Genomic DNA, 20255 nt, shown 5'->3' on the forward strand with positions numbered 1-20255 from the left:
GGCGCGCATTCAGGCGCGTTCAGGCACGTTCAGCGCGTCTTCTTTTCCTTCGGCGCCAGCATGGTGCCGCGGCACTGCGGGTTGCCGCAGCGGCACTCGAATTCCTTCTTGAGCTTCTTGGTGTAGCGCGCGTCGATCACGAGGCCATAGTCGTAGAACAGCTCCTCGCCGCCGGCGATGTCGCGCAGCGCGTGGATGAACACGCGGCCCTTCTTCTCGCGCGCCTCGCAGTTGGGCTCGCAGGCATGGTTGATCCAGCGCGCGCGGTTGCCGCCGAACTTGGCGTCGATCACGTCGCCGTCTTCTAGGCTGAAATAGAAGGTGTGGTTGGGATCGGCGGGATCGTGCGGGTGGCGCTTGAGCGCTTCCTTCCAGGAAATATGCTCGCCCTTGTACTCGATGATGCGCTCGCCTTCGGCGATCGGCGCGATCGCGTAGACGCCCTTGCCGTGCACGCCCGAGCGGCGCACCTCGATGCGGTCGGACGCGGTCTTGCGCTTGCCGTCCTTCGCCTTCTGCCTGCCTTCCTGCTTGCCCTGCTTCTCGCCTGCCGCCGCGTCAGCCGCGGCGCCCGTGCCGTTCTTCATGTCGCTGGTTTCCTGTTCCGCGCCGCTGCGCCCTGCCTGTTCCGCCATTTGCCATCCCGTCGTGATCCGCCGGCCTGCCACCCAGTGTGGCTGCGCGCTGGCGATGATACCCGCGCGCCATCGCGGCGGCATCCCCCTTGTCCGGTATACGCACGACCGCAGGTGGCCGTATACGCAAAAGCGCAGCAGGAGGCCCCTGCGTAAACGTATACGGCGCGTGTACGGCGCACAGGGCCCAACTGCCGCGCATGTGGATAAACCCGCAAAAATCTGTGGATAAGGACGCGCGAATCATGTGGGCCGCCTGGGGTTGGCATGGGGATGCCTCGGGCATAAGTCGGAGGCTCCGGTTTACCTCCCTCGGCCAAACGACCGAGTCATCCACGCCGGCCAACACCGGGTCCCGGGACTTTCATGTCGCACAAGCCATTGATTTATATGGAGTAAATTCAGTTATCCACAGAAAGGAGCGGCGTTTACCTACTACTACTATCTGTATACATGAAAGAAAGAAGTAAACCGAAAGGACTACGCCCGCCATCGGTCGAAAAGCGCGGCAGGCAGGAAAAACAGAGCGGTGGAACGGCTTTTTGGCGGGGCTACTTTTTTAGGCAGGGGAAATCGTGCGTATACGACGTCGGCGTATACGCGGCGACGGGCGGTATACGCGCGTCGACTTCCTGTCGTATACGCCGCGCACCGCCGCGCAATGCCTTGCCTGGACGAGCATTCGCGCCGCGAATAGCGCCGGCACGCCCCTGCACGATAGTGCAGCCGCACCGCTTTTCAGGCCGGTCCGCCCTTCCCGGCAACGCTGCAATGGGTACGCTGCGGGTTGCATCTTCTGCCGGCAGGTTTGTGGCGTTGCGCAGGCAGCCGGTCCCGAGGCCGGTTGACACCCCGTGGGAAGGCTTGCCTGGCGCTTCGGCACGTATACGCGCTCCGGAAGGCGCCAGGCGCCTCGCAAGGCGTCCAGAAGCGTCCAGGAGGGCCCAGGCGCGTTTTTTTGCCGCTTCGTGCCCGGGAGGACACCTGCGGTCCCGTTTCGCCTGGAGCGCTTTCCTGGACCGCGCGGGTCGTCCGGGGCCGCTTCGCGATCCCGAGCCGGCCCGTTTTTTTCCCTCAAAGCCCCAGCCGGCGCGGCCTGGCGCGCCATACGCTGTAACAATCTGTTCCCGGTCGGTCTTGCCCGACACGGTATGATGTGGCCCGCGGCGCCTTTGCCGAGGCCGGTGCCCAGCGCGGCGGCCAGGGCAGGCGTCCCTGTTTTATCAACTCGAGACGGAGTGAAGCATGACGAAAACCGAACTGATCGACGCCATCGCGGCCGGCGTGGACGGCCTGACCAAGGCCAAGGCTGAACAAGCGTTGAACGTGACGCTGGGCGCCATCATGGACGCCGTCGCCAAGGGCGACACCCTGAGCCTGATCGGCTTTGGCACGTTCAGCCAGGGCGAGCGCGGCGAACGCATGGCGCGCAACCCGCGCACCGGCGAGGAAATCAAGGTGGAAGCGGCCAAGACCGTCAAGTTCAAGGCCGGCCAGAAGTTCAAGGACGCAGTGAACCAGTAAGCAGCAACGTCCCGCGGGCGGCCTTCGCGCCAGCCTTGCAGGAACAACCCCGCCGTGTCGCCGCCAGCCGCCTGGCGCGGGCGAGCGCCAGGCGGGGAGCGTTATCCACAATGCCGGCGCGGTGGTTATCCTGACGCCACGCGGTATACGCGGCACCCTCCGCCAGCCGGGTAAGATTGAGCCTTGTCGGCGCCTTCCCTCAATAAATACAAGGGTCTACGGCGTCCTGCCGAGTCGGACCAGCATGGACCTCAGATCTCCGCGTCGCAGATTTCCACAGTCTTATTCACAGCGTTTCCCACAAAATTTTCCACAGGCGCGCCTGGTCGGGCTGAGCCTGCTGACGGCGCTCGCGCTGCTGTGCGGCTGCACCACGCCGTCGCAGCCGGCGCGTCCGGAAGCCGCGCCGCTGCCCGACACCGAAAGGCCCGTCACCACGCCCGGCGCCAGCCCGCGCCAGCGCATCGTCGAGATCGCCTGGCAGGAGTGGCAGCGCTGGGGTGGCCAGACCGTGCGCCTGGGCCGCGACGACACCGCCTGCGTGACGGACAGCCCGCTGCCGGCGCCGCTGCTGCCGGGCGCGCCGCCATCCGACACCGCCGACGCCGAGCCGACCGATGCCACCGACCGCACCGCCGACCGCGAGGATGACGAGGGCGCGGCGGCGGACTGCCTGCATTTCCCCGACGGCACCGGCATGGAAGCCACCGCCGAAGGCTGCAAGCTGGCCCAGCGCTACTGGGCCATCGTCGGCAAGGCCGTGACCTGCCGCCAGATCACGCAGGGCAACTGGGCCTGGTCGGCGGTCTTCATCTCGTGGGTGATGCGCAAGGCCGGACTGGACGAGCGGCAGTTCCTCACCGGCGACTCGCATTCGATGTACGTGGTGGACGCGCGCGACGGCATCCTGCCGGCGCCGGCCTTCCGCGTCGAGCCGCTGCCCGCCCTGCCGCGCCCGGGCGACATGGTCTGCGCCGGCCGCGGGCGCGACAAATACCTGGCCAGCGCGGCGGAGATCGGCTTCGGCACCACGCCCATGCATTGCGACATCGTGGTCGAGGTGGACCCGGCCGCGCGCCTGGTCAAGGCCATCGGCGGCAACGTGCAGCAGTCGGTGTCGATGGAGGAGATCGAGCTGGGCGACTCCGGCATGATCGACGGCGTGACCAATTCGCATATGCCGTGGCTGCTGATCATGCGCAACACCCTGCCATAGGCCGCGGGCCGGCCGGGGCCGGCGGGCCGTGCCGCAGCACTGGGTACGCGGGATGCCGCGGTGCCTTCGGTCAGAATATCGGTGGAATAATTCCGGCGACGAATGTTTAGTCGGGTTCGCGAGCTGGTATCAATAGATGTGGTGAATTTTTTGACCCGAAAAGCAGGCTGGGCGGTCCTGCTCATCCAGCCTGCTCCGCCACATGTTGGTGATTTTGATCGATGGGATGGATGCTATCGTCATCGTTGTGACTTGATTCATAAATGACATGAATTCAATGGCGCCCATCCCGAGCCTGTGCCATCAGCTTCCAGCCGACGCTCCCGCGCGCCGGCGCCCCGCCAGCAGCCCTTCCGCGGCATAGATCGCCAGCGAGATCCAGATCAGCGCATAACCGGCCTGCTTGCTGGCCGGGAACGGCTCGTGCCACAGCCACACGCCCAGCAGCAGTTGCAGCGTCGGCCCGGTGTATTGCAGCAGCCCGAGCAGCGACAGCGGGATGCGCCGCGCGCCGGCGGCGAACAGCAGCAGCGGCACCGCCGTCACCGGCCCGGCCAGCAGCGCCAGCAACTGCACGCCGCCTTCGGCCTGGCTGAAGCCGGCCTGGCCGCTGGCGAACAGGTAGGCCAGCGAGGCGGCTGCCAGTGGGAACAGCAGCAGCGTTTCCAGCGACAGTCCCTCCAGCGCGCCCAGCGTGGCGGTCTTGCGCAGCAGGCCGTAGCCGCCGAAGCTGCTGGCCAGCGCCAGCGCGATCCACGGCAACTGGCCCGCGGCCACCGTCAGCCACAGCACGCCGGCCGCGGCGATGGCGATCGACAGCCATTGCCCGGGCCGCAGCCGCTCGTGCAGGAACACCACGCCCAGCAGCACGTTGAACAGCGGGTTGATGAAGTAGCCCAGGCTGGCGTCCACCACCCGCCCGTTGGAGACCGACCAGATGTACAGGAACCAGTTGCCGCTCAGCAGCAGCGCGCTGGCCACGAAGCCGGCCAGCAGGCGCGGGTTCGACCACACCGCGCGCAGCCAGCCCCAGTGGCGGCGCCATGCCAGCACCAGGCCGAGGAATACCAGCGACCACACCATCCGGTGCAGCAGGATCTCGGTCGGCGCGATGCCGTGCAGGGATTTGATGTAGAGCGGCAGCAGGCCCCAGATGACGTAGGCCAGCAGCGCGTAGAGAATGCCGATTTGCATGAGAAGTCCAGGAGGAATCGGGCATTTTACCGGCGCAAAAAAGCCCGTGCAGGGCACGGGCTCCGGCGGGGGCGCTCGGTCTGGGGGGCGCTTACAGCTTGCGCGCGAAGCTGAATTGCGAGAAGGCCTGCTCGGCCACGTTGAACCAGGCCGCCTCGTTGTTGCGGAACACGCGCCAGTCGTCGTAGATCTTCTTGAACGACGGGTTCTTGGCGGTTTCGTCGGCGTAGGCTTCCTGGGTGGCCTTGAAGCAGGCTTCCATGATTTCCTTGGAGAACGGGCGCAGCTTGACGCCGTTCTCGAGCAGGCGGGCCAGCGCCTGCGGGTTGAGCGCGTCGTACTTGGCCATCATGTTGGTGTGGGCCTCGATGGTGGCGGTCTCCAGCGCGCGCTTGTACTGCGACGGCAGCTTCTCGTATTCGGTGGCCGAGGCGTAGAACGACAACTGCGCGCTGCCTTCCCACCAGCCCGGGTAGTAGTAGTACGGCGCCACCTTGTAGAAGCCGAGCTTCTCGTCGTCATAGGGGCCGACCCATTCGGCCGCGTCGATGGTGCCCTTTTCCAGCGCCGGGTAGATGTCGCCGCCGGCGATCTGCTGCGGCACCACGCCCAGGCGCGACAGCACCACGCCGGCAAAACCGGCGATGCGGTACTTCAGGCCCTGCAGGTCCGCCACGGTCTTGATCTCCCGGCGGAACCAGCCGCCCATCTGGGCGTTGGTGTTGCCGCCGAGGAAATTGACGACGTTGTATTCCTTGAAGAATTCGCGCATCAGCTTCATGCCGTTGCCCTGCATCATCCAGGCGTTCTGCTGGCGCGAGGTCAGGCCGAACGGCACGGTGGTATCGAAGCACAGCGTCGGGTTCTTGCCGAAGTAGTAGTAGCCCGCGGTGTGGCCGATCTGCACGGTGTTGTTCTGCACCGCGTCCAGCACCTGCAGGCCCGGCACGATTTCGCCGGCGGCGAAGACCTTGATGTTGAACTTGCCGTCGGTCAGTTCCCTGACGCGCGTGGCCAGCAGCTCGCCGCCGCCGTAGATGGTGTCGAGCGATTTCGGGAAGCTCGAAGCCAGGCGCCATTCCACCGCCGGGTTGCTGCCCACCACCGCGGGCGCGCTGGCGGCGGCCGCGGCAGGCGCCGCGGGTTTTTCGTCCTTGCCGCAAGCGGCCAGCGCGCCGGTGGCCGCCACGGCCGATGCCTTCAACAGAAAGGAACGACGTTCCATGACTTGTTCTCCTCTTTTATCGGTTCTTGTAATGCGGCAGCAGGCGCGGCGGCCGCGTCTTGCGCGGAACGCCGCTCTTGTGCCGAGACGCGCGTGGAGCCGGATACGGGCGATGCGGCCGTGGGCGCAGCAATGAGCCTGTTGCGAAGGCATGCCACGGTGATGACGTATGCTGGCATGCCTTCGCAACAGGCTCGAAAGGCCGGCCCGTACCCGTCGGGCTGGCCAGATGATTATAGCGGTGGCCCTTTCGCCACGGGGGGCCGGCAAGGTCCGGGTTTTCGCTAGGAGAGGCCGCGCGGCAAGGCCTGGCGCGACGCCGCGGCGAGGTCGGCGCGGGCATGCCGCAGGCGGCGCGCACGGCGCTTTTCGGCTTGCCGCCGCCGCGTTTTCCGTATGGTGGAAAGGCCGCTTCGCCGCGGATTTTGTAACCCCGCTTGCTGTCCAATCGCTCGACTGTTAAAAAATCACGCCTTGCCTGCCTAGCCTATGTTGTCCGCTGTCCCGCCCGTTTCCGGCCGTCCGCCGGCCCGCCGCCCGCACTGCCTCGTCCTGGCCATCCTGGCCGCCTGGGGTCTCGACGCGTGCGCGCAGGCGCCCGCCGGCACGGAGCTGGTCCCGCCGGCAGTGCAGGCCGCGCCGCACGCGGTGGCGCAGCCTGCGCAGCAGGCTGGAGACGATCCGCTCGGCGCGCTGATCTCGGGCACGCAGGACGCAGGCCGCGCCGCCGCGTCCACGGCACCCGAGGCGCCACCCCAAGCGCCGCCCGAGGCCACACCCCAGGCCGCGCCCGAGGCGGCGCAGGCCCAGGCGGCGCCCGACGCGCCCGCGCCCGAAGCCTACGTCATGCCGCCACCGCCCGCGCCCGCCACCTGGGTCAACGCCGGGCTGGCCGACGACGGCAGCGAGCTGGCCGGCCCGCCCGATCCCGAATACCCGCTCGAGCCTTACGTCGCCCCGCCGCCGCCGGTGGTGCTGTTTCCCGCGCGCCTGGGCCAGTTCGTGGCGAACGCGCCGCCGCTGCCGGCCAGCGACGCCCCCGAGGCGCCCGCCGCCGAAGGTTTCTCGCTCACTTCGCAACTGCCGCCCGACGATCCCGCCGGCGACCAGATCCTGCGCCTCGGCTACAGCGGGCGTGCCGCCTACGACGACCGCACCCTCGCCGCGCAGGCCTGCCCCGGCGGCGGCACGCTGTCCGCCGGCCTCTCCGGCGTGGCCTGCCGCAGCAGCGGCGAGGTCAAGGTCAAGGAATCGCTGTTCTCGCTCGACGGCGGCACGCAGGTGCAACTGGTGGCGCAGGCCAAGGGCACGGACGCCACTTCGGTCAACGGCCGCCCCGCCGCCGTCGACCAATACGCGCTGCTGCCGCAGTTCTACACCGCCGTGAGCGGCCTGCCGGTGCTGGACGGCGCCACCATGTGGGCCGGCCGGCGCGAGGATTCGTCCTTCCTGATGTCGTCCGGCCTGCTGCCGCCGAACTCGCCGGCCATGCGCGTCGGCGTGGACAATGCGCGCTTCGGCGACATCGCGCTCAACTACCAGTACACCGCGCGCAACGATCTCAACGGCGCCAACCTGCCGAGCTACCACTCGCTGCGCACCGCGCCCATCTCGACCAACGACAAAGGCTCGGTGCAACTGGGCTACACGCGCGTGGAGGCCGAGCCGCTGATCCAGCAGACCGGCAGCGCGTGGTGGGTCTCCGCGATGCACGAGCAAAAAGGCGTGCTGGCCGGCACCAACCGCCTGGGCATGCAGTTCGGCGAAGGCAGCCGCAATGCGCTGACCGGCTACACCGGCATGGGGCCGTCGCTGTCGCGCGTGCGCGTGGCCGAATCGATGGAATGGAAGCGGGCCTCCGGCCTGGGCCTGGCCGGCTCGGTCGAATCGAGCATGCAGTTCGACCGCTCGCCGGTCGGCACGCTGCAATGGACCACCACGCGCGTGCGCCCGGCCTATATCGCCAGCGACCAGTTCAAGCTCACCTTCGAAGTCGCGCGCGACCAGATCACCTCCGGCTTCGGCACCAGCGGCCAGCGCACCGCGGTGACGGTGGCGCCGACCTTCACGCTCGGCAAGGCCGCGGGCAACGCCAACCTGCGCGCCTTCTACACCTACAGCCGCGCCACCGACGTGGACGGCATCGCCTTCACCGCGCCGGCCGATACCTGGGCGTCGCAGAATTCGGGCTCGATCTTCGGCGTGCAGCTGAATCGGCGCTGGTAGGCGCCGGGGCAGTTTGCGGCGATGCTCGCGACGCGCGCAGGCGCATCCCGGGCAGATTCGGCATGCGGATTTCGGGGGAATTTCAGGCAATGCCGATAATCGCGGGCGCGACGGCATGAAAGACGAGGGCGAATCCCTTGAAGAGTAGGCGGTGAACGAGGCCGGCGCAAGGCAGGCGAAGCGGCCGGGCCGGTCGCCGGGCCCGCGCACGCCGCTATCCGACCTCGACCCTGTTCCTGCCCGTTTCCTTGGCCTTGTACAGCGCCAGGTCGGCGCGCTTGAGGATGGCCTGGGCATCGCGCTCGCCGGGTTTGCGCGACGCCACGCCGATGCTGACGGTAAACGGGATCGGGATGCCGATGCGCCAGTTGTGCGTGAAGTCCTGCTGCTCGAACGTCGATTTCAGCGCTTCCGCGGCCGCCCTCGCCTGTTCGGCGTCCAGCCCCGGCAACGCGGCCACGAACTCCTCGCCGCCCCATCTGGCGAACACGTCGACCTTCCGGCTGGACCCCATGCCCACCTTGGCCACGATGCGCAGGACCTCGTCGCCGACGTCGTGTCCGTAGGCGTCGTTGATCTTCTTGAAGAAATCCACGTCGAGCATGAACACCGCGAGGTCTTCCTCCGTGTCCAGGATATTGGTGACGACATCGAGGAATTCACGGCGATTGGGCAGGCCCGTGAGCTCGTCCGTCACGGCCTGCTTCTGCAGCAGGTCGATCAGGCGGACGCGGTCGGTGATGTCGCGGATCACCGCGGTGAATTCGATCAGCCCTTCGACGTTGATCTTCGAGATCGCGATTTCCACCGGCAGCATCGAGCCGTCGCGGTGCAGCCCGTAGACGCGGTTGCGCTCGTCCATCTGCCGCGAGCGCACCGGGGAGCGCGCGAACTGCTGCACGTACTGCGCATGGTGCGTCCGGTATTTGTCCGGCAGCAGGCACTCGATGGGCTGGCCGACCATCTCGGCCGACGAATAGCCGAACAGGTTCTCGGCGGCCCGGTTGAACAGCGTGATGTTGTGCTGCTGGTCGATCGTGATGATCGCGTCGTAGGCCGCGTCGACGACCGAGCGGAAGCGCGACGTCGTCGCCTCCAGGTCGCGCGTGAGCTGCATGCGCGAGGTGATGTCCAGCCCGGTGACGAGGATCTCCAGCACGGTGGCGCCGCCGTTGGCATGGCGGAACGGCTTGAGCGACAGCCGCCACCAGTGGGTTCCGTCGCGCAGGTCGTAGGCCTGCTCCAGCTCCTGCGCGATGCCCGAGGTGAAGCACTCCTGCAGCTTCTGGCGAAACTCGTGCCGGGCGTAGTTCGGGATCAGGGTATCGAACGGGACCGGGAACGCCCGCATGCCCACGCGCTTGCCGCCCGTCATCTGGATGAAGCCGTCGTTGCAGGCCGGCACCATCAGCCGCCCCGACTCGTCGTGGCCGATGACCGCCACGCTGGCAGCGATGCCGTCGACGAATTCCTGGATCGTGTTGCACGAGTCAGCCATCTTGTCCCCCGCTGGAAATGCCGCGCCGTTGTCACGTCCCTGACGCCCGCAACGCCCCGCAATGTGCCGGATTCCCCGGATGGTAGTGCAGTTAGCTGGCGATGGCGCGCGTCTGACGGAGAATGCCACGGCTACGGGATGCGTATGGCGGTATTTTGGAGGGGAGGGAAAGCGGTGGGCGGCGCGCCAGGGCGCTGGAAGATGGTGCCCCAAACGAGGCCCAGACGAAAAACGGAGACCGAAGTCTCCGTTTTCTTTCAAACCTGGTGGCCTGGGACGGAATCGAACCGCCGACACAAGGATTTTCAAAACAGGTGACAAGGGACGCCAAACTTGGCTTCTGCCTATATCTCCTTGCAAATTCTGTGATTCTGCAATGTCTGTGAGGTCAAAATCCGGGCCAGCCGCGGGCCAGATGCCCCTTCCCGACTCGTCAGCGACCGGACCTGGACCGGAGCCACTTCCGCGCATACCGCGTGACGACCGTGAGAAACGGACAAACAAATCCGAAAAGTCATTGAGGCGGAGTAAAAATTCAAAACTGAGCATTACGAGTAGAAAATGATAGGCTTCAGTCATTACCTACAAAGTGGGGTTCATGTCACGCCGATTGCCGTTAGAATCTTTGCTCGCGGATAATTTTCGGGGAAGGTTCGATGTTGTTAGAAAAATTGAAAATAACCAATTTCTGCTCATGCCGGGATGTGGATTTAGATCTTAGGGCATATAATCCGATTATTGGTTACAATAACTCTGGTAAATCAAATATTGTACGAGCTGTTAACTGGTTGCTGAAAAAATCAGTGCTGTCGCCGGAGAAGTTCTTTGACCAAAATCAACCTGTCATCGTTGAAGGTGTGGTTTCCGGGGTCGCAGCCAAAATGCATCTTCTGCCCCCACTTCAGCAACGTCAAGTTACGCCATATGTAATTGATGACAAGCTTTCCTTCAGAAGAAAGCAAGACACACCTGGCGGATCAGCGCGTGATGTTCGCATTGAAGTAAAGGATGATCAAGGGAACTGGGTTGCAAATCCGACTGGCCTAGATAATGCTATTGGGGTACTTTTCCCTGATCCCATATATGTCCAAGCAATGGATGATGCCGAGAGTGATGTCGGAAAGGCCACTGCAAAGAACACAATTGGGTTGTTGCTCAAGTATGTAATAGACCAGATCGTAGAAAATCAGGTTGCAATAAATGCGGTTCAGGCTGCGCTGGCTCAAGTGGAGCAACATTTGAATGGGCCTGCTCGCTTAAATGAGCTGTCGCAACTCGAGCTAGATGCCTCAGCAGCGATTCGAAGTTTCTTTCCTGGATTGGCGTTACATCTCGATATCAAGACTCCCAAGCTCGAAGAGCTTGTGAAGTCTGCGGAGGTCTCCCTGTCGCACGCCGGTGGTGTATCGCGATCATTCGCCTCTTTTGGGCATGGGGCGCAAAGAACGGTGCAAATGGCTTTGATCAAGCTGCTGGCTTCGAGAGCAGCAGCCGGCCAGAATGGACATGGAACCGTTGTACTGCTTATTGATGAGCCTGAGCTTTATCTTCACCCACAGGCTATTGAAATTCTTAGGGACTCACTGAAGTCCCTCTCAAGTCACGGATTTCAGGTAATTTTCTCAACTCATTCCCCACTTCTTATTGATCGGGATGATGTCTTGGCGACGTCAATTATCTACAATGAGGCGCCAAATGGGACAGTTGTAAGGAGAACGCTGGCATCGGCAACACAGGCAATGCAGCAAAATGCAAATGCCGCTTCGGTTATTTATTCCCTTCAGAATTCAAGTTACATTCTGTTTTCGGAAAGAATAATTCTTGTTGAGGGAAAGACGGAGCAGATTGTTCTTCCCGAAGTGTATAAAGTCGTAAAAGGTGCGTCGCTCGCGAGTAATCGAGGATATATGGTTGGGGCCGCGGGAAGTGGAACGATTAAGCCACTAATGGAGGTTCTTCGTGGCATTGGGTATGAGCCAAGAGCCGTAGTTGACCTCGACTATGCTTTCAAGACGGCACCCCTGTGTGGCCTGTTGGCACAGAATAATCCAGAGATCGCAGCTTGTGTGCAGTGGTTTCGAGCAAACCAAGCCACGCATCAATGTAATCTCGATCCATCTGGTTTGCCCCAAAAAGGGGGGGTCAATAATGCCGCAACCGGGTATGAAATTCTGGCGCAACATATGCCAAACGAAATCGGGCTCCTGAAATCACAACTGCTTAATCACGATATTTGGCTGTGGGATAGAGGCGCAATTGAGGCACACCTGGGAACGCAGAAAAATGAAACTGCGTATGCCAACTTTCTTTCCATAATGAAAACAGCAGGTAATTTAGTGCATGCGGCTGACGCAAATGGCCTGTCTGCACTGATGCATTGGCTTGCTTGACGCGGTCAGTAAGTGGGATCGTGGGCTAACGCTGTAACTGCTTAATCTCAGAAAGGCGAAACCCTCGCATGCTGGATGCCAGGTAGTTGCAAAGGCCGATTGCCTCTCAGCTACATGTGAAGGGTTTCGCGGAGCCCAGGCCTGTCTAAGGCGTACTGGCGGTTGGAATTTGCAACCGCCAGTCGCATGAATGGCTGGTACACGCTGATCCGTCACACATGTCGTGTGATCTAGTAACCACATCAACCAAGTTGTAGTGATCCGGCGCCGAACTCGTTCCTCGGCAAAATGTAGTCTTCTAGGGTAGTACGAAACATATGAACAGAATTCCGGAAATTGACCCTTCGCCCATCGGCGCAAGGATGGCGACGAACGCCAGCACCCAAGGAGCCCCCCTGACGCTCTAAGGATCGGCACGCCAGCCCTGCACGATATGCAAGGCTCGACCCCTAGCAATTAGGCACTTACCACGGTTGATGCTCTTCTCATGGAAGGCATCATGGCTAAAACTAATCTCTCTTCCTCATGCCAACAGGAACGGCGTGACCCTGTAGTAGATCAACTTATTCGTATTGCCTACCCAAGCGGCGTTGAATCGTACAGCGTGCGTCTCCCTCGTAGGTATCGCCGCAAACGTCTATCTATAGGCGATTCTCGGGCACTGACACTCGATCAAGCCCGCATGGAAGCGTTCCGGATCCTGAGCGATCCGCACGGCGCTCGCACTCCCTCGGTCAATAGGCTGTTCAACGAATGGCAAGACATCGCCATCGCGAACCGGAAGCGAAGCCAGAAGCTCGACCGCACTCGGTTTGCGCGTTATGTGGAGCCCTACATCGGCTCAGTCGGTGTCGACAGGGTGACTCCCGAGCAAGTATCGGCCATCCTCGTCGCGGCATCACAGACCGTCGCGGATGCCACACGGAACCGCGTCCTCAGCTCAATTAAGGCGCTCTTCAACTTCGCTGTCCAGCGAGGCTACGCGACGAAAAATCCCGCACATGCCTTCAAGCCGTTGCGGGAGGTGCCCCGCACCATCCCAGAGGCGACGCCGCTCCTGTACCTAGCCGTTTTGCCAAGGCCATTTGGATTCTGCAGAAGGATGCACCCTTAGCCGGCGCACTCGTCGAGCTGCTTACGTTGACGGGTATGCGGCTGAACGAGGCTCGTACCCTGCAGTGGCCGCACGTGGATTTCACACTAGGGCAGGTTCGACTGGAACGCACCAAGGCGAAACCGCGATTTGTGCCGCTGAACCCGAACGCACAGGCGCTACTGCATCGCCTGCAGCAGCAAGGCGCGGCATCTGCTTTTGTTTTTCCCGGCAAAGATGGCACGAAGCCCATGGCGATTCCACATCGACGCGTGAAGGCCGCCTACCAAGCCGCCGGCTTACCTGCGGATTTCTGCTTCCACTCACTACGACATCTCTTCGGCAAGATGGCGGTGGGTGCAGGCGCATCCCCGTTCGAGGTGAAGGGGCTCTTGGGACACTCAAGTCTGCGCATGACCGAGCGATACGCCGCAGCAAGCCACGAGGCTCTTGCCCTGGCTAGTCGGCGCAGCGTTGCCGCGTTTGCAGCAGCGGGAGCGCAGCTATGAAGATTCAGCCCTTCCGTTTTTTTTCCAAGGCCTCGATCACGGGTGCTGTTGCCAAGCAGCTCGCCCATGCCGGCTGCACCGTTCTGTCCGATGCTGGGGAGGACATTACCGCTTCTGTCCAATGTGGGGACGACTACGAACAAACCACGATCGATTCGCCTAGCAGCAACTGGGTGCTGCGTATCCCCCGTACCTGCAAGCATCAAGATGCGCTCGTGCAGCGTTTCAATGCCAACGGTCCCATCTTCAGGGCGGCTGGCGATGCCTACGTACCACTGCTCCCCGGCAAGGTGAAGTGCACCGAACTCCTGAAGGTATATCGGGATGGACTGGCTGCGGTCGGCGGGGAACTGCAGGACTCTGATGCGTTCTCCGAGACCATCTGTGCCGGCACATGGCATGCGCAGACTCGCGGGGAGTCCAGCGGTATCCTGACGCTAAGAAAGGCACTTGAGCTGGTGGACAGTGCCGATATCGCGTTACGCAGCCATCTGTTCATGGTGGAGCGGCTGGACCAGTATGCGCAGGAGATCGACGGGGTCTACCACATCCAGGAAGACAAGCCACGTCAACGTGTCGGTCCCCCTGTCGTGGTCCTGGCCATGCAGCGGAACGATGAAGATCAATCGTGCTACCTCAAGCTGGGCGTCATCGTAGAAACGGCGACCGAGGAGCGGCTCGAAATCCTCATGGTCGACAACGCGACCGCCCAGACCCCTGCGGACCTTAAGAAATACATCATCACCCGCATCCCCACGGCCGTGAACCAGGCCAAGTTCGGGAAATTCATGCATGAGCTGCTATCCCATGCATTTCCACGGCTCCCCCTCAAGCGCGGCATTAGCCGGGAAGGTTTCGTGTCGGGGCCGGATGGGAAACTAATTGGCTGCGTGCTCGGGCGCACCTTGGTTGCCGCCGCCGATGCCAAGACCGATGACCTTGTCGTGTCGGTCGAGTCGCCTCTGCTTTCAGTAAAGGGACATCTGCCGGGCTGGAACGATGAAGTCCTTCGCCATGCGTCGCGATCGCCGCTGATGCTCGGCGCACTACAGCTCGCCTTGGCGGGGATGCTCCTGCCTAGGATGCCGAACGTCACGGGGGGCATGTTCACGTTCTTTGGCGGCGCGGGACGCGGCAAGACGTTGCTGCTGTCGGTTCTCGCCAGCCTGTACGGCAACCCGGCAGGACCAAGCCGAGCCAGTACGGATACGTCGCCGAAGCTGATCACGACCTTCAATGCAACGATGATGGCGATCCAGTCCATGAGCCAACGGGCAACCATCGCGCCGGTCATCGTCGACGAGTTGGGCTCGAACAATTTCAGCGCGCTGGACCAGTTCGTTTACATGATCGGCAATGGTGCTGCGAGACCCAGGGCGACGAACACGGGGGGCTTGATCGCCCAGACACCTCGGCCGATCTTCCTGTTCAGTTCAGGTGAATGCGCGTCGGTCGAACTGGTGGGCCGCAATGCCAAGCAAGGCGTGATGGATCGGACGGTCGACATCTATGTCGGGGGGGCAACAACCGCGTTCCCGGACGGCCTGCAGTTCGGGGAGGACGACGGTGCGTCTCTCCTTGATCCGTCTTCGATTCCCGCCCTGGCAGCGGGTCTGGGCAAGCACTACGGGTCGGTGGCCCCTGCGTTTGCGGCGGCTGTCATGCAAGAGATAACAAAAGGGGGGCTGGATGCGGAGCTCCTGGAGATTCGGAACACGCTGACCGGCCAAGCCTTCCATGTACCGAGCGACGGTGCACTGCGAGTGTTCGACCGCTTCGCCCTTGGGCTGCTCGCTGGGCGCATCGCTTTGCGCAATGGGGTGTTTGACGCCACTATCGTTGATGAGGACGCGCTGACGGACGGCATCCTCGACTGCACGTTGGCATGGGCAAGTCTTCGGTGGTCACATCTCGTCGCACTTCGCTCCGCCCTTCCGGCGCATGGTGAATTTGCCGAGAACGATGTCGAGATGAAGCTGCATCGCGATATGCACGCTGCTTGGCCGACTGTCATGATCGAGAAGGAAGTGTTCGAGCAACTCGTCGCGCCTCTTGATGCCACCGTCGTCAGCAAACGTCTGCGTGACGAAGGGCTGCTGCATCGCAACGATGTCGGGCGCAATACGGTGGGCAAGAACCCGCCGTACTACCACCTGCGTACGCACTGGTTGAGCGATCTTGGCGTGCGCTGGGACGCGCAAGACGACGCCTTCGTCCTGGACACGTTCGAAAACGCCGCTGTCGCCTAAGCCCCGTCCGGTGCTGGCCAGAGATGGCTGGCACTTATCCGAGGAGCCCGGCGCATGCAAACGTCGAAGTCGACCGGGCTCCAAACCGTATCCGGGCGTGGCGCCATCGCACGTGCTGCCCGCCCACACAGGAATTACAAAAATGTCAAAAAAATACCGTCATGAATACAAACTGGTCCAAGCCAAGCTCATCCCGACGATCGATCTCGAAGAGTACCGAGACGAGATCAAAAGCTCCATACTCGCTGAACTCCGCTTTCCCTCGCCCTTTCAGGATAAGTACAAAGTGGGTATCCGCGTCTATCCAGGCCGCTATGAGATCGACTAGTACCGCCCGTTAAGTAAGACGGAGCGCCGGTTCATCGGGGAGGCGATTGCAGCGCGTTGTCCGAGCCTTTGCCAGCAGGCGATGAAGTATGTTCCCTCTACGTGTGGGAAAACCGGCGCGCCACGCCTGTCACGGCAGCTTTTCAAGTGCACCCGGGAGGGCTATCTTCTGTAACTCTTCCCCGCGACCCAACAAGACAAAATGAACGTGAAGGGATGCCAGGCGAATGGGCTCGGCATCCCTTCTAATCAGGACGCCTTCCCGTAGCCTTCTCTTGCCAATTTCGCCAGCTCTGCGAGCGTTTGCCATTGCTTTTCGTCGCAAATGGGATTCACGCGAAGTCGGTACTGCCGGAACTGCGTATCGTAAGCCAGCATCTCGATGCTGGCTTCTTCAAGTTGTTCGTCGATGTCCTGCTGCTTCGGCAGCTTGAAGGACATGATCACATGGTTTCGGCGTGGCATGAACGCGACGAAATTCATCGGCGACCGTCTCAGAACGACCCTCTCCGGACCTTAAGCCCTGCCTCACCTCTAGGTCCGCTTTGAGATGTTAAGCGACCATCCACACATGCGAATCGGCTGGGAATTGACTCCCTAGTGCGGAACTGCGATCAGAGTAGCTACCCTGCTCACATCCGGTCGCCGTCAGCCTTCGACATTCCGGGACTCATCGAGGCTCCTTCCCGGAAACTCGACATTCTGACCTGCTGCACCAACGTCCTATTGACCGCTGAGGTTATCGGCCGAGGCAGTGTGATATCAAAGGCACATTTAAAGACTGATATCACTCCAGCAATATGGCAAACTTCTCGTTACTTCGGGAAGAAACCACGGGTGAACGATCATGGGATACCGGAATAAGACGTACGTCATTTTTGACGGCGACAAGGACATGTGGGCATACGGCTTCATGCTCGGCTGGAACAAGAACGAGCACATGGAGTTCAGCTTCTATGACGCACACGACCTGCGGCCGATGGAAGGCACCGCTAGCGAAGCGTACGTTAAAAGCGTCCTCAAGCAACGCCTTCAAAACACCAAGCAAGCCATCGTCATAGTTGGAGATAGCACCAGATACCTGTACAAGTTCGTGCGGTGGGAAATCGAGACGTGCATCGAGATGGGCATCCCGATTGTGGTCGTGAACCTGAACGGCCTAAAGGCAATGGACACGGATTTGTGCCCTCCGATCCTGCGCGGTACATGCACGATTCACGTGCCGTTCAAGGCGAAGGCTATCCAGTTCGCGCTGGACGACTTCTGCGATGGATTCGCCAACTACAAGAGGCAGGGCTTCACTGACTTGTATCTGAAGCCTCACGTCTATGCGTCGCTTGGCCTATGACGGAGGGTGATTTTCCCCCGCTGTACCAGGCGGCTGATGATGCATCGAAGAAGGCGCAGAAGAAGTTCCTCTGGGCGTTGGGTGGAAACCTGACGCTCCTTGTGGTCGCCGCCGCAATGTCTGTGGCGAACGTCCAGACGAGTCGTTTTGCGCTTCTCCAAATGGGTCCACTTGTTGGAACGCTACTGCTGACCTTGTACCTTGCCGTCATGCGACCGCAGCGCATTTGGTATGGCACGCGTGCCTTAGCGGAATCGGTGAAGACAGTCTCGTGGAGGTACATGATGCGCGCTGAGCCATTCAACCGGGATGAGGCTTCTGACCGCAACCACTTCAAGGACTCGCTCACCGACATCTTTACTACAAACACTAACATCTCGGCTCACGCAGTGACGATGACATCCGGCTCGCAAATCACGCAAGAGATGACGCGCGTTCGGAATCTGCCGCTTCAGCAACGCATCGACTTGTACGAGGCGGAGCGGGTTGAAGATCAGCAAGGCTGGTACAGTCGTAAAGCGAGACTCAATCAACGCTCATCTACGCTATGGTTTAGCGGTTTGATTCTGATGAACCTGCTGGCATTGGGGTTCGCCGCAGCAAAGATCGCTCACCCGACCGTCAACTATTGGCCGACAGACATTCTCGTGGCCGCTGCGGCTTCCGTCATGGCGTGGATACAGACAAAACGCTTTCAAGAGCTGGCTGCCTCGTACACGCTTACGGCGCATGAGATCGGGTTGCTGCGGATAGCCTTGCCGAATCCACCGACGGCTGACAAGTTCTCGAAGTACGTGGGCGATGCTGAGAATGCCTTCTCACGAGAGCATACGCAGTGGCAGGCGCGACGGGACGTTGACTAGTGGCGCGCCTTCCTGGTCCCGTCAGCCTGCTGACGGGTGTAAAGCCTTCCTGTTAGGAACAGTTGCGCCCTATTACGAGCATTAACTTTCCGGCCGCCCCGTCGTATAAAATCTGAGAAAATCGTCAGCCAAGAAAAGCGACGGTGGCAAGGAGATCGGTTTGTTTAATCTATTGGTGCAGTTCAACCCTTGGGGCGCAGGGCGCGACACAGTTCCGGTTGGTCGGTTGTTTGAATACACCGACGACGACGTCGCTGCATCCTTTCGCGATGGTGATCGGATCGCCCTCGACCGCCTTATCCGCCTGCCGTGCGTTTTCATGGAAGAAGGTACTGACGATCAGCTGGCGCGGGTCGGGACGATTACGCATGCTCGACTTGCCGGGCGGGAAATTGCCATCGAATACACCTTCGATATGGATATCCCGCCCCTCCTGAACAGCGCGATTTTCGCGAACAGGAACGATTTCGATATACCTCATGACTTCGAGTTCTCTCGGAGCCATTGGGCCGTAAAGGACGTAGACCTTTACAGGGTTCTTATCCGAAATACGCAGTCACGCCGGCAGCGCCCTACCGTATTCAATATCACGGAGCATGAACGGATCGAACCCAGGTTGCTTTCGGCCATGATGCCGTTTGACGCGTCCTTCACGCCTGTCTATGAAACCCTTCGGCAGACTGCGGAAAACGTCGGGCTTCGTTGCCGTCGCGCTGACGATATCTGGGAAAACCCCGCGATTATTCAAGATATCGTCTCTCTGATCGACCGTTCGCGCGTTGTCATCTGCGATTGCACAAACCGTAACCCGAACGTCTTCTATGAAATCGGCATAGCCCATACCTTGGGCCGCGAAGTAATTCTCATCACCCAGAACGCCAACGACATACCGTTTGATCTCCGCCACCTTCGCTATGTACCGTACCTGAATAATGCAGAGGGCCGCCAGGTCTTAGGTCAAACGCTCCAGCGACGCTTGGAAGCCATCGTTGGGGGCTAGTAAACGCCCCACGGCTTCGAAAACGCGCCCTTGGTCTGTTGGTCGTGCTCTTCCAGCAAAAAGGTGAGATAGCTGCGCGCGAGGTTGCAGTAAAGACGCGCCTCGTGCGGCTGGATCGCGATGCCCTCTTTGAGATCGGTCCCGTGACGGACCCCGCCTCCCGTCGGCGATGAAAGGTAGTCGTGCAAGGTCGTCATCCACGTCAAAATATTTTCCTGCGCCTTGCCCCGCTCCCGCTTTTTCATCTCGTTAATGATAGGCCCGAAATACTTCCCCTGAATCGTCACTGTGTCCTCGCCCAAGCCCCGAAATGCTGTCGTGATCGATTCTAGAAGGAAGAGGATTTCTTGGACCGCGCGCCGGCCCTGACCAGCATCGAGCAGCCGTTCGGATTCTGCCAAACACTCGTCAATAAGCGCCCGGGCCTGTTCATCCAGCGATGGCGCCTGACGCGGAACAGTGATCGGCGTATAGGCGCGCGTCGCGATTAAAGCGGGTGGTTGAATTTCATAGCCTGCATCATGTTCCGCCAGGATAGCGTTGATAATTTGAACGTCTGGCACGCCCAAGCCGGACTGTTCGAGATCTTCGCAGCAATTCCAAAAAGCCTCGATGAACACAGGCGCATTCTCAGCCGAGTTATTCATGAACCGAGATAGATCGCTCCACGCCCAATCCAGACTGCTGCTTCGACCATTCCCGCCGAAGCGGCTTTTGCATAGCTCAATCACGCGCCATACATCACCCTGCGCCGCAATTTTTTCGATCAGATCGTAAAAATCACGGACAACGCCTTGCGGGATAGGCCCCGGGCTTTTGAAACGCCACGATTTATCGAAGTTAAGCAATTTACTTGTCCTCGCGATCATCCAGAAATCCCCGCATCGACGGCGAGAAGGGATGTGTAATCAGCCTTTTGGCGATTGTCATTAGGTTGGTCAGTTTAGTTTAGTTCAGT

The 20255-nt window shown here is 61.2% G+C and carries 17 protein-coding genes; 11 read left to right on the forward strand and 6 right to left on the reverse strand.

The features are described 5' to 3' along the window. Positions 1–29 precede the first annotated feature (29 nt). Complete coding sequence (locus tag ACWTPI_RS19485; protein ID WP_082079436.1) at positions 30–587, reverse strand: SET domain-containing protein; 558 nt, start codon at positions 585–587, stop codon at positions 30–32. A 1293-nt stretch (positions 588–1880) separates the two neighbouring features. Here ACWTPI_RS19485 and ACWTPI_RS19490 point away from each other — a divergent pair. Both ACWTPI_RS19490 and ACWTPI_RS19495 read left to right on the forward strand, forming a co-directional pair. Further along, positions 1881–2159 (forward strand): HU family DNA-binding protein, encoded by a 279-nt coding sequence (locus ACWTPI_RS19490; protein WP_017227089.1) that lies wholly within the window; start codon positions 1881–1883, stop codon positions 2157–2159. Between the two features lie 244 nt (positions 2160–2403). Next, on the forward strand, positions 2404–3375 hold the full coding sequence (locus ACWTPI_RS19495) for a DUF2272 domain-containing protein (RefSeq protein WP_454732378.1): 972 nt from the start codon (positions 2404–2406) through the stop codon (positions 3373–3375). A gap of 303 nt (positions 3376–3678) precedes the next feature. Here ACWTPI_RS19495 and rarD read toward each other — a convergent pair whose 3' ends face one another. Continuing rightward, positions 3679–4569: an EamA family transporter RarD gene (gene rarD, locus ACWTPI_RS19500; RefSeq protein WP_020200495.1), complete on the reverse strand. Its 891-nt coding sequence runs from the start codon at positions 4567–4569 to the stop codon at positions 3679–3681. Between the two features lie 91 nt (positions 4570–4660). Beyond that, positions 4661–5794 carry a TRAP transporter substrate-binding protein gene (locus ACWTPI_RS19505; RefSeq protein ID WP_029043066.1) on the reverse strand — a complete coding sequence of 378 codons (1134 nt, stop codon included), beginning with the start codon at positions 5792–5794 and terminating at the stop codon, positions 4661–4663. A 489-nt stretch (positions 5795–6283) separates the two neighbouring features. Between ACWTPI_RS19505 and ACWTPI_RS19510 the strand changes: the two genes are divergently transcribed. Further along, complete coding sequence (locus ACWTPI_RS19510; protein WP_454732379.1) at positions 6284–8020, forward strand: carbohydrate porin; 1737 nt, start codon at positions 6284–6286, stop codon at positions 8018–8020. 214 nt (positions 8021–8234) lie between these two features. Here the strand turns inward: ACWTPI_RS19510 and ACWTPI_RS19515 are convergent, their stop codons facing one another. Further along, positions 8235–9518, reverse strand: a complete 1284-nt coding sequence (locus tag ACWTPI_RS19515) for a sensor domain-containing diguanylate cyclase (RefSeq protein ID WP_020200498.1) — start codon at positions 9516–9518, stop codon at positions 8235–8237. A 656-nt stretch (positions 9519–10174) separates the two neighbouring features. Here ACWTPI_RS19515 and ACWTPI_RS19520 point away from each other — a divergent pair. The 5 genes from ACWTPI_RS19520 (at position 10175) to ACWTPI_RS19540 (ending at position 16087) form a co-directional block, all read left to right on the forward strand. Next, the gene (locus ACWTPI_RS19520) at positions 10175–11908 is read left to right on the forward strand and encodes an ATP-dependent nuclease (RefSeq protein WP_454732380.1); all 1734 of its coding nucleotides are present in this window, start codon (positions 10175–10177) and stop codon (positions 11906–11908) included. A gap of 487 nt (positions 11909–12395) precedes the next feature. Further along, on the forward strand, positions 12396–13022 hold the full coding sequence (locus ACWTPI_RS19525; protein ID WP_454732381.1) for a phage integrase central domain-containing protein: 627 nt from the start codon (positions 12396–12398) through the stop codon (positions 13020–13022). A 17-nt stretch (positions 13023–13039) separates the two neighbouring features. Continuing rightward, entirely contained in the window at positions 13040–13510 is a 471-nt protein-coding gene (locus tag ACWTPI_RS19530; protein ID WP_454732506.1) for a site-specific integrase, read from the forward strand. Next, complete coding sequence (locus tag ACWTPI_RS19535) at positions 13507–15759, forward strand: DUF927 domain-containing protein (RefSeq protein WP_454732382.1); 2253 nt, start codon at positions 13507–13509, stop codon at positions 15757–15759. Before ACWTPI_RS19530 ends, ACWTPI_RS19535 begins: the two co-directional genes overlap by 4 nt. Before the next feature lie 142 nt (positions 15760–15901). Further along, positions 15902–16087: a hypothetical protein gene (locus ACWTPI_RS19540; protein WP_454732383.1), complete on the forward strand. Its 186-nt coding sequence runs from the start codon at positions 15902–15904 to the stop codon at positions 16085–16087. Between the two features lie 248 nt (positions 16088–16335). On the opposite strand, the gene ACWTPI_RS19545 is transcribed toward ACWTPI_RS19540, so the two are convergent. After that, the gene (locus ACWTPI_RS19545; protein WP_454732384.1) at positions 16336–16527 is read right to left on the reverse strand and encodes a hypothetical protein; all 192 of its coding nucleotides are present in this window, start codon (positions 16525–16527) and stop codon (positions 16336–16338) included. Between the two features lie 406 nt (positions 16528–16933). Between ACWTPI_RS19545 and ACWTPI_RS19550 the strand changes: the two genes are divergently transcribed. The 3 genes from ACWTPI_RS19550 to ACWTPI_RS19560 all read left to right on the forward strand — a co-directional run bounded on the left by ACWTPI_RS19550 (position 16934) and on the right by ACWTPI_RS19560 (position 19297). Next, positions 16934–17434 (forward strand): TIR domain-containing protein, encoded by a 501-nt coding sequence (locus ACWTPI_RS19550; RefSeq protein ID WP_454732385.1) that lies wholly within the window; start codon positions 16934–16936, stop codon positions 17432–17434. After that, the gene (locus ACWTPI_RS19555) at positions 17431–18297 is read left to right on the forward strand and encodes a DUF4231 domain-containing protein (protein ID WP_454732386.1); all 867 of its coding nucleotides are present in this window, start codon (positions 17431–17433) and stop codon (positions 18295–18297) included. The genes ACWTPI_RS19550 and ACWTPI_RS19555 overlap by 4 nt, the downstream gene beginning before the upstream one ends. A 160-nt stretch (positions 18298–18457) precedes the next feature. Next, entirely contained in the window at positions 18458–19297 is an 840-nt protein-coding gene (locus tag ACWTPI_RS19560) for a hypothetical protein (RefSeq protein WP_454732387.1), read from the forward strand. Here ACWTPI_RS19560 and ACWTPI_RS19565 read toward each other — a convergent pair. Beyond that, entirely contained in the window at positions 19294–20166 is an 873-nt protein-coding gene (locus ACWTPI_RS19565; RefSeq protein ID WP_454732388.1) for a hypothetical protein, read from the reverse strand. The genes ACWTPI_RS19560 and ACWTPI_RS19565 overlap by 4 nt on opposite strands. Between the last annotated feature and the right edge of the window lie 89 nt (positions 20167–20255).

It is taken from the genome of Cupriavidus ulmosensis (genome assembly GCF_977008105.1).

Bases quoted from the DNA above. Each gene is read 5' to 3' on its own strand.
- ACWTPI_RS19545 (WP_454732384.1), bottom strand. From the start codon at position 16,527: ATGTCCTTCAAGCTGCCGAAGCAGCAGGACATCGACGAACAACTTGAA.
- ACWTPI_RS19490 (WP_017227089.1), top strand. From the start codon at position 1,881: ATGACGAAAACCGAACTGATCGACGCCATCGCGGCCGGCGTGGACGGC.
- ACWTPI_RS19565 (WP_454732388.1), bottom strand. From the start codon at position 20,166: ATGATCGCGAGGACAAGTAAATTGCTTAACTTCGATAAATCGTGGCGT.
- ACWTPI_RS19515 (WP_020200498.1), bottom strand. From the start codon at position 9,518: ATGGCTGACTCGTGCAACACGATCCAGGAATTCGTCGACGGCATCGCT.
- ACWTPI_RS19495 (WP_454732378.1), top strand. From the start codon at position 2,404: ATGGACCTCAGATCTCCGCGTCGCAGATTTCCACAGTCTTATTCACAG.
- ACWTPI_RS19505 (WP_029043066.1), bottom strand. From the start codon at position 5,794: ATGGAACGTCGTTCCTTTCTGTTGAAGGCATCGGCCGTGGCGGCCACC.
- ACWTPI_RS19540 (WP_454732383.1), top strand. From the start codon at position 15,902: ATGTCAAAAAAATACCGTCATGAATACAAACTGGTCCAAGCCAAGCTC.
- ACWTPI_RS19525 (WP_454732381.1), top strand. From the start codon at position 12,396: ATGGAAGGCATCATGGCTAAAACTAATCTCTCTTCCTCATGCCAACAG.
- ACWTPI_RS19550 (WP_454732385.1), top strand. From the start codon at position 16,934: ATGGGATACCGGAATAAGACGTACGTCATTTTTGACGGCGACAAGGAC.
- ACWTPI_RS19555 (WP_454732386.1), top strand. From the start codon at position 17,431: ATGACGGAGGGTGATTTTCCCCCGCTGTACCAGGCGGCTGATGATGCA.
- rarD (WP_020200495.1), bottom strand. From the start codon at position 4,569: ATGCAAATCGGCATTCTCTACGCGCTGCTGGCCTACGTCATCTGGGGC.
- ACWTPI_RS19535 (WP_454732382.1), top strand. From the start codon at position 13,507: ATGAAGATTCAGCCCTTCCGTTTTTTTTCCAAGGCCTCGATCACGGGT.
- ACWTPI_RS19485 (WP_082079436.1), bottom strand. From the start codon at position 587: ATGAAGAACGGCACGGGCGCCGCGGCTGACGCGGCGGCAGGCGAGAAG.
- ACWTPI_RS19510 (WP_454732379.1), top strand. From the start codon at position 6,284: ATGTTGTCCGCTGTCCCGCCCGTTTCCGGCCGTCCGCCGGCCCGCCGC.
- ACWTPI_RS19520 (WP_454732380.1), top strand. From the start codon at position 10,175: ATGTTGTTAGAAAAATTGAAAATAACCAATTTCTGCTCATGCCGGGAT.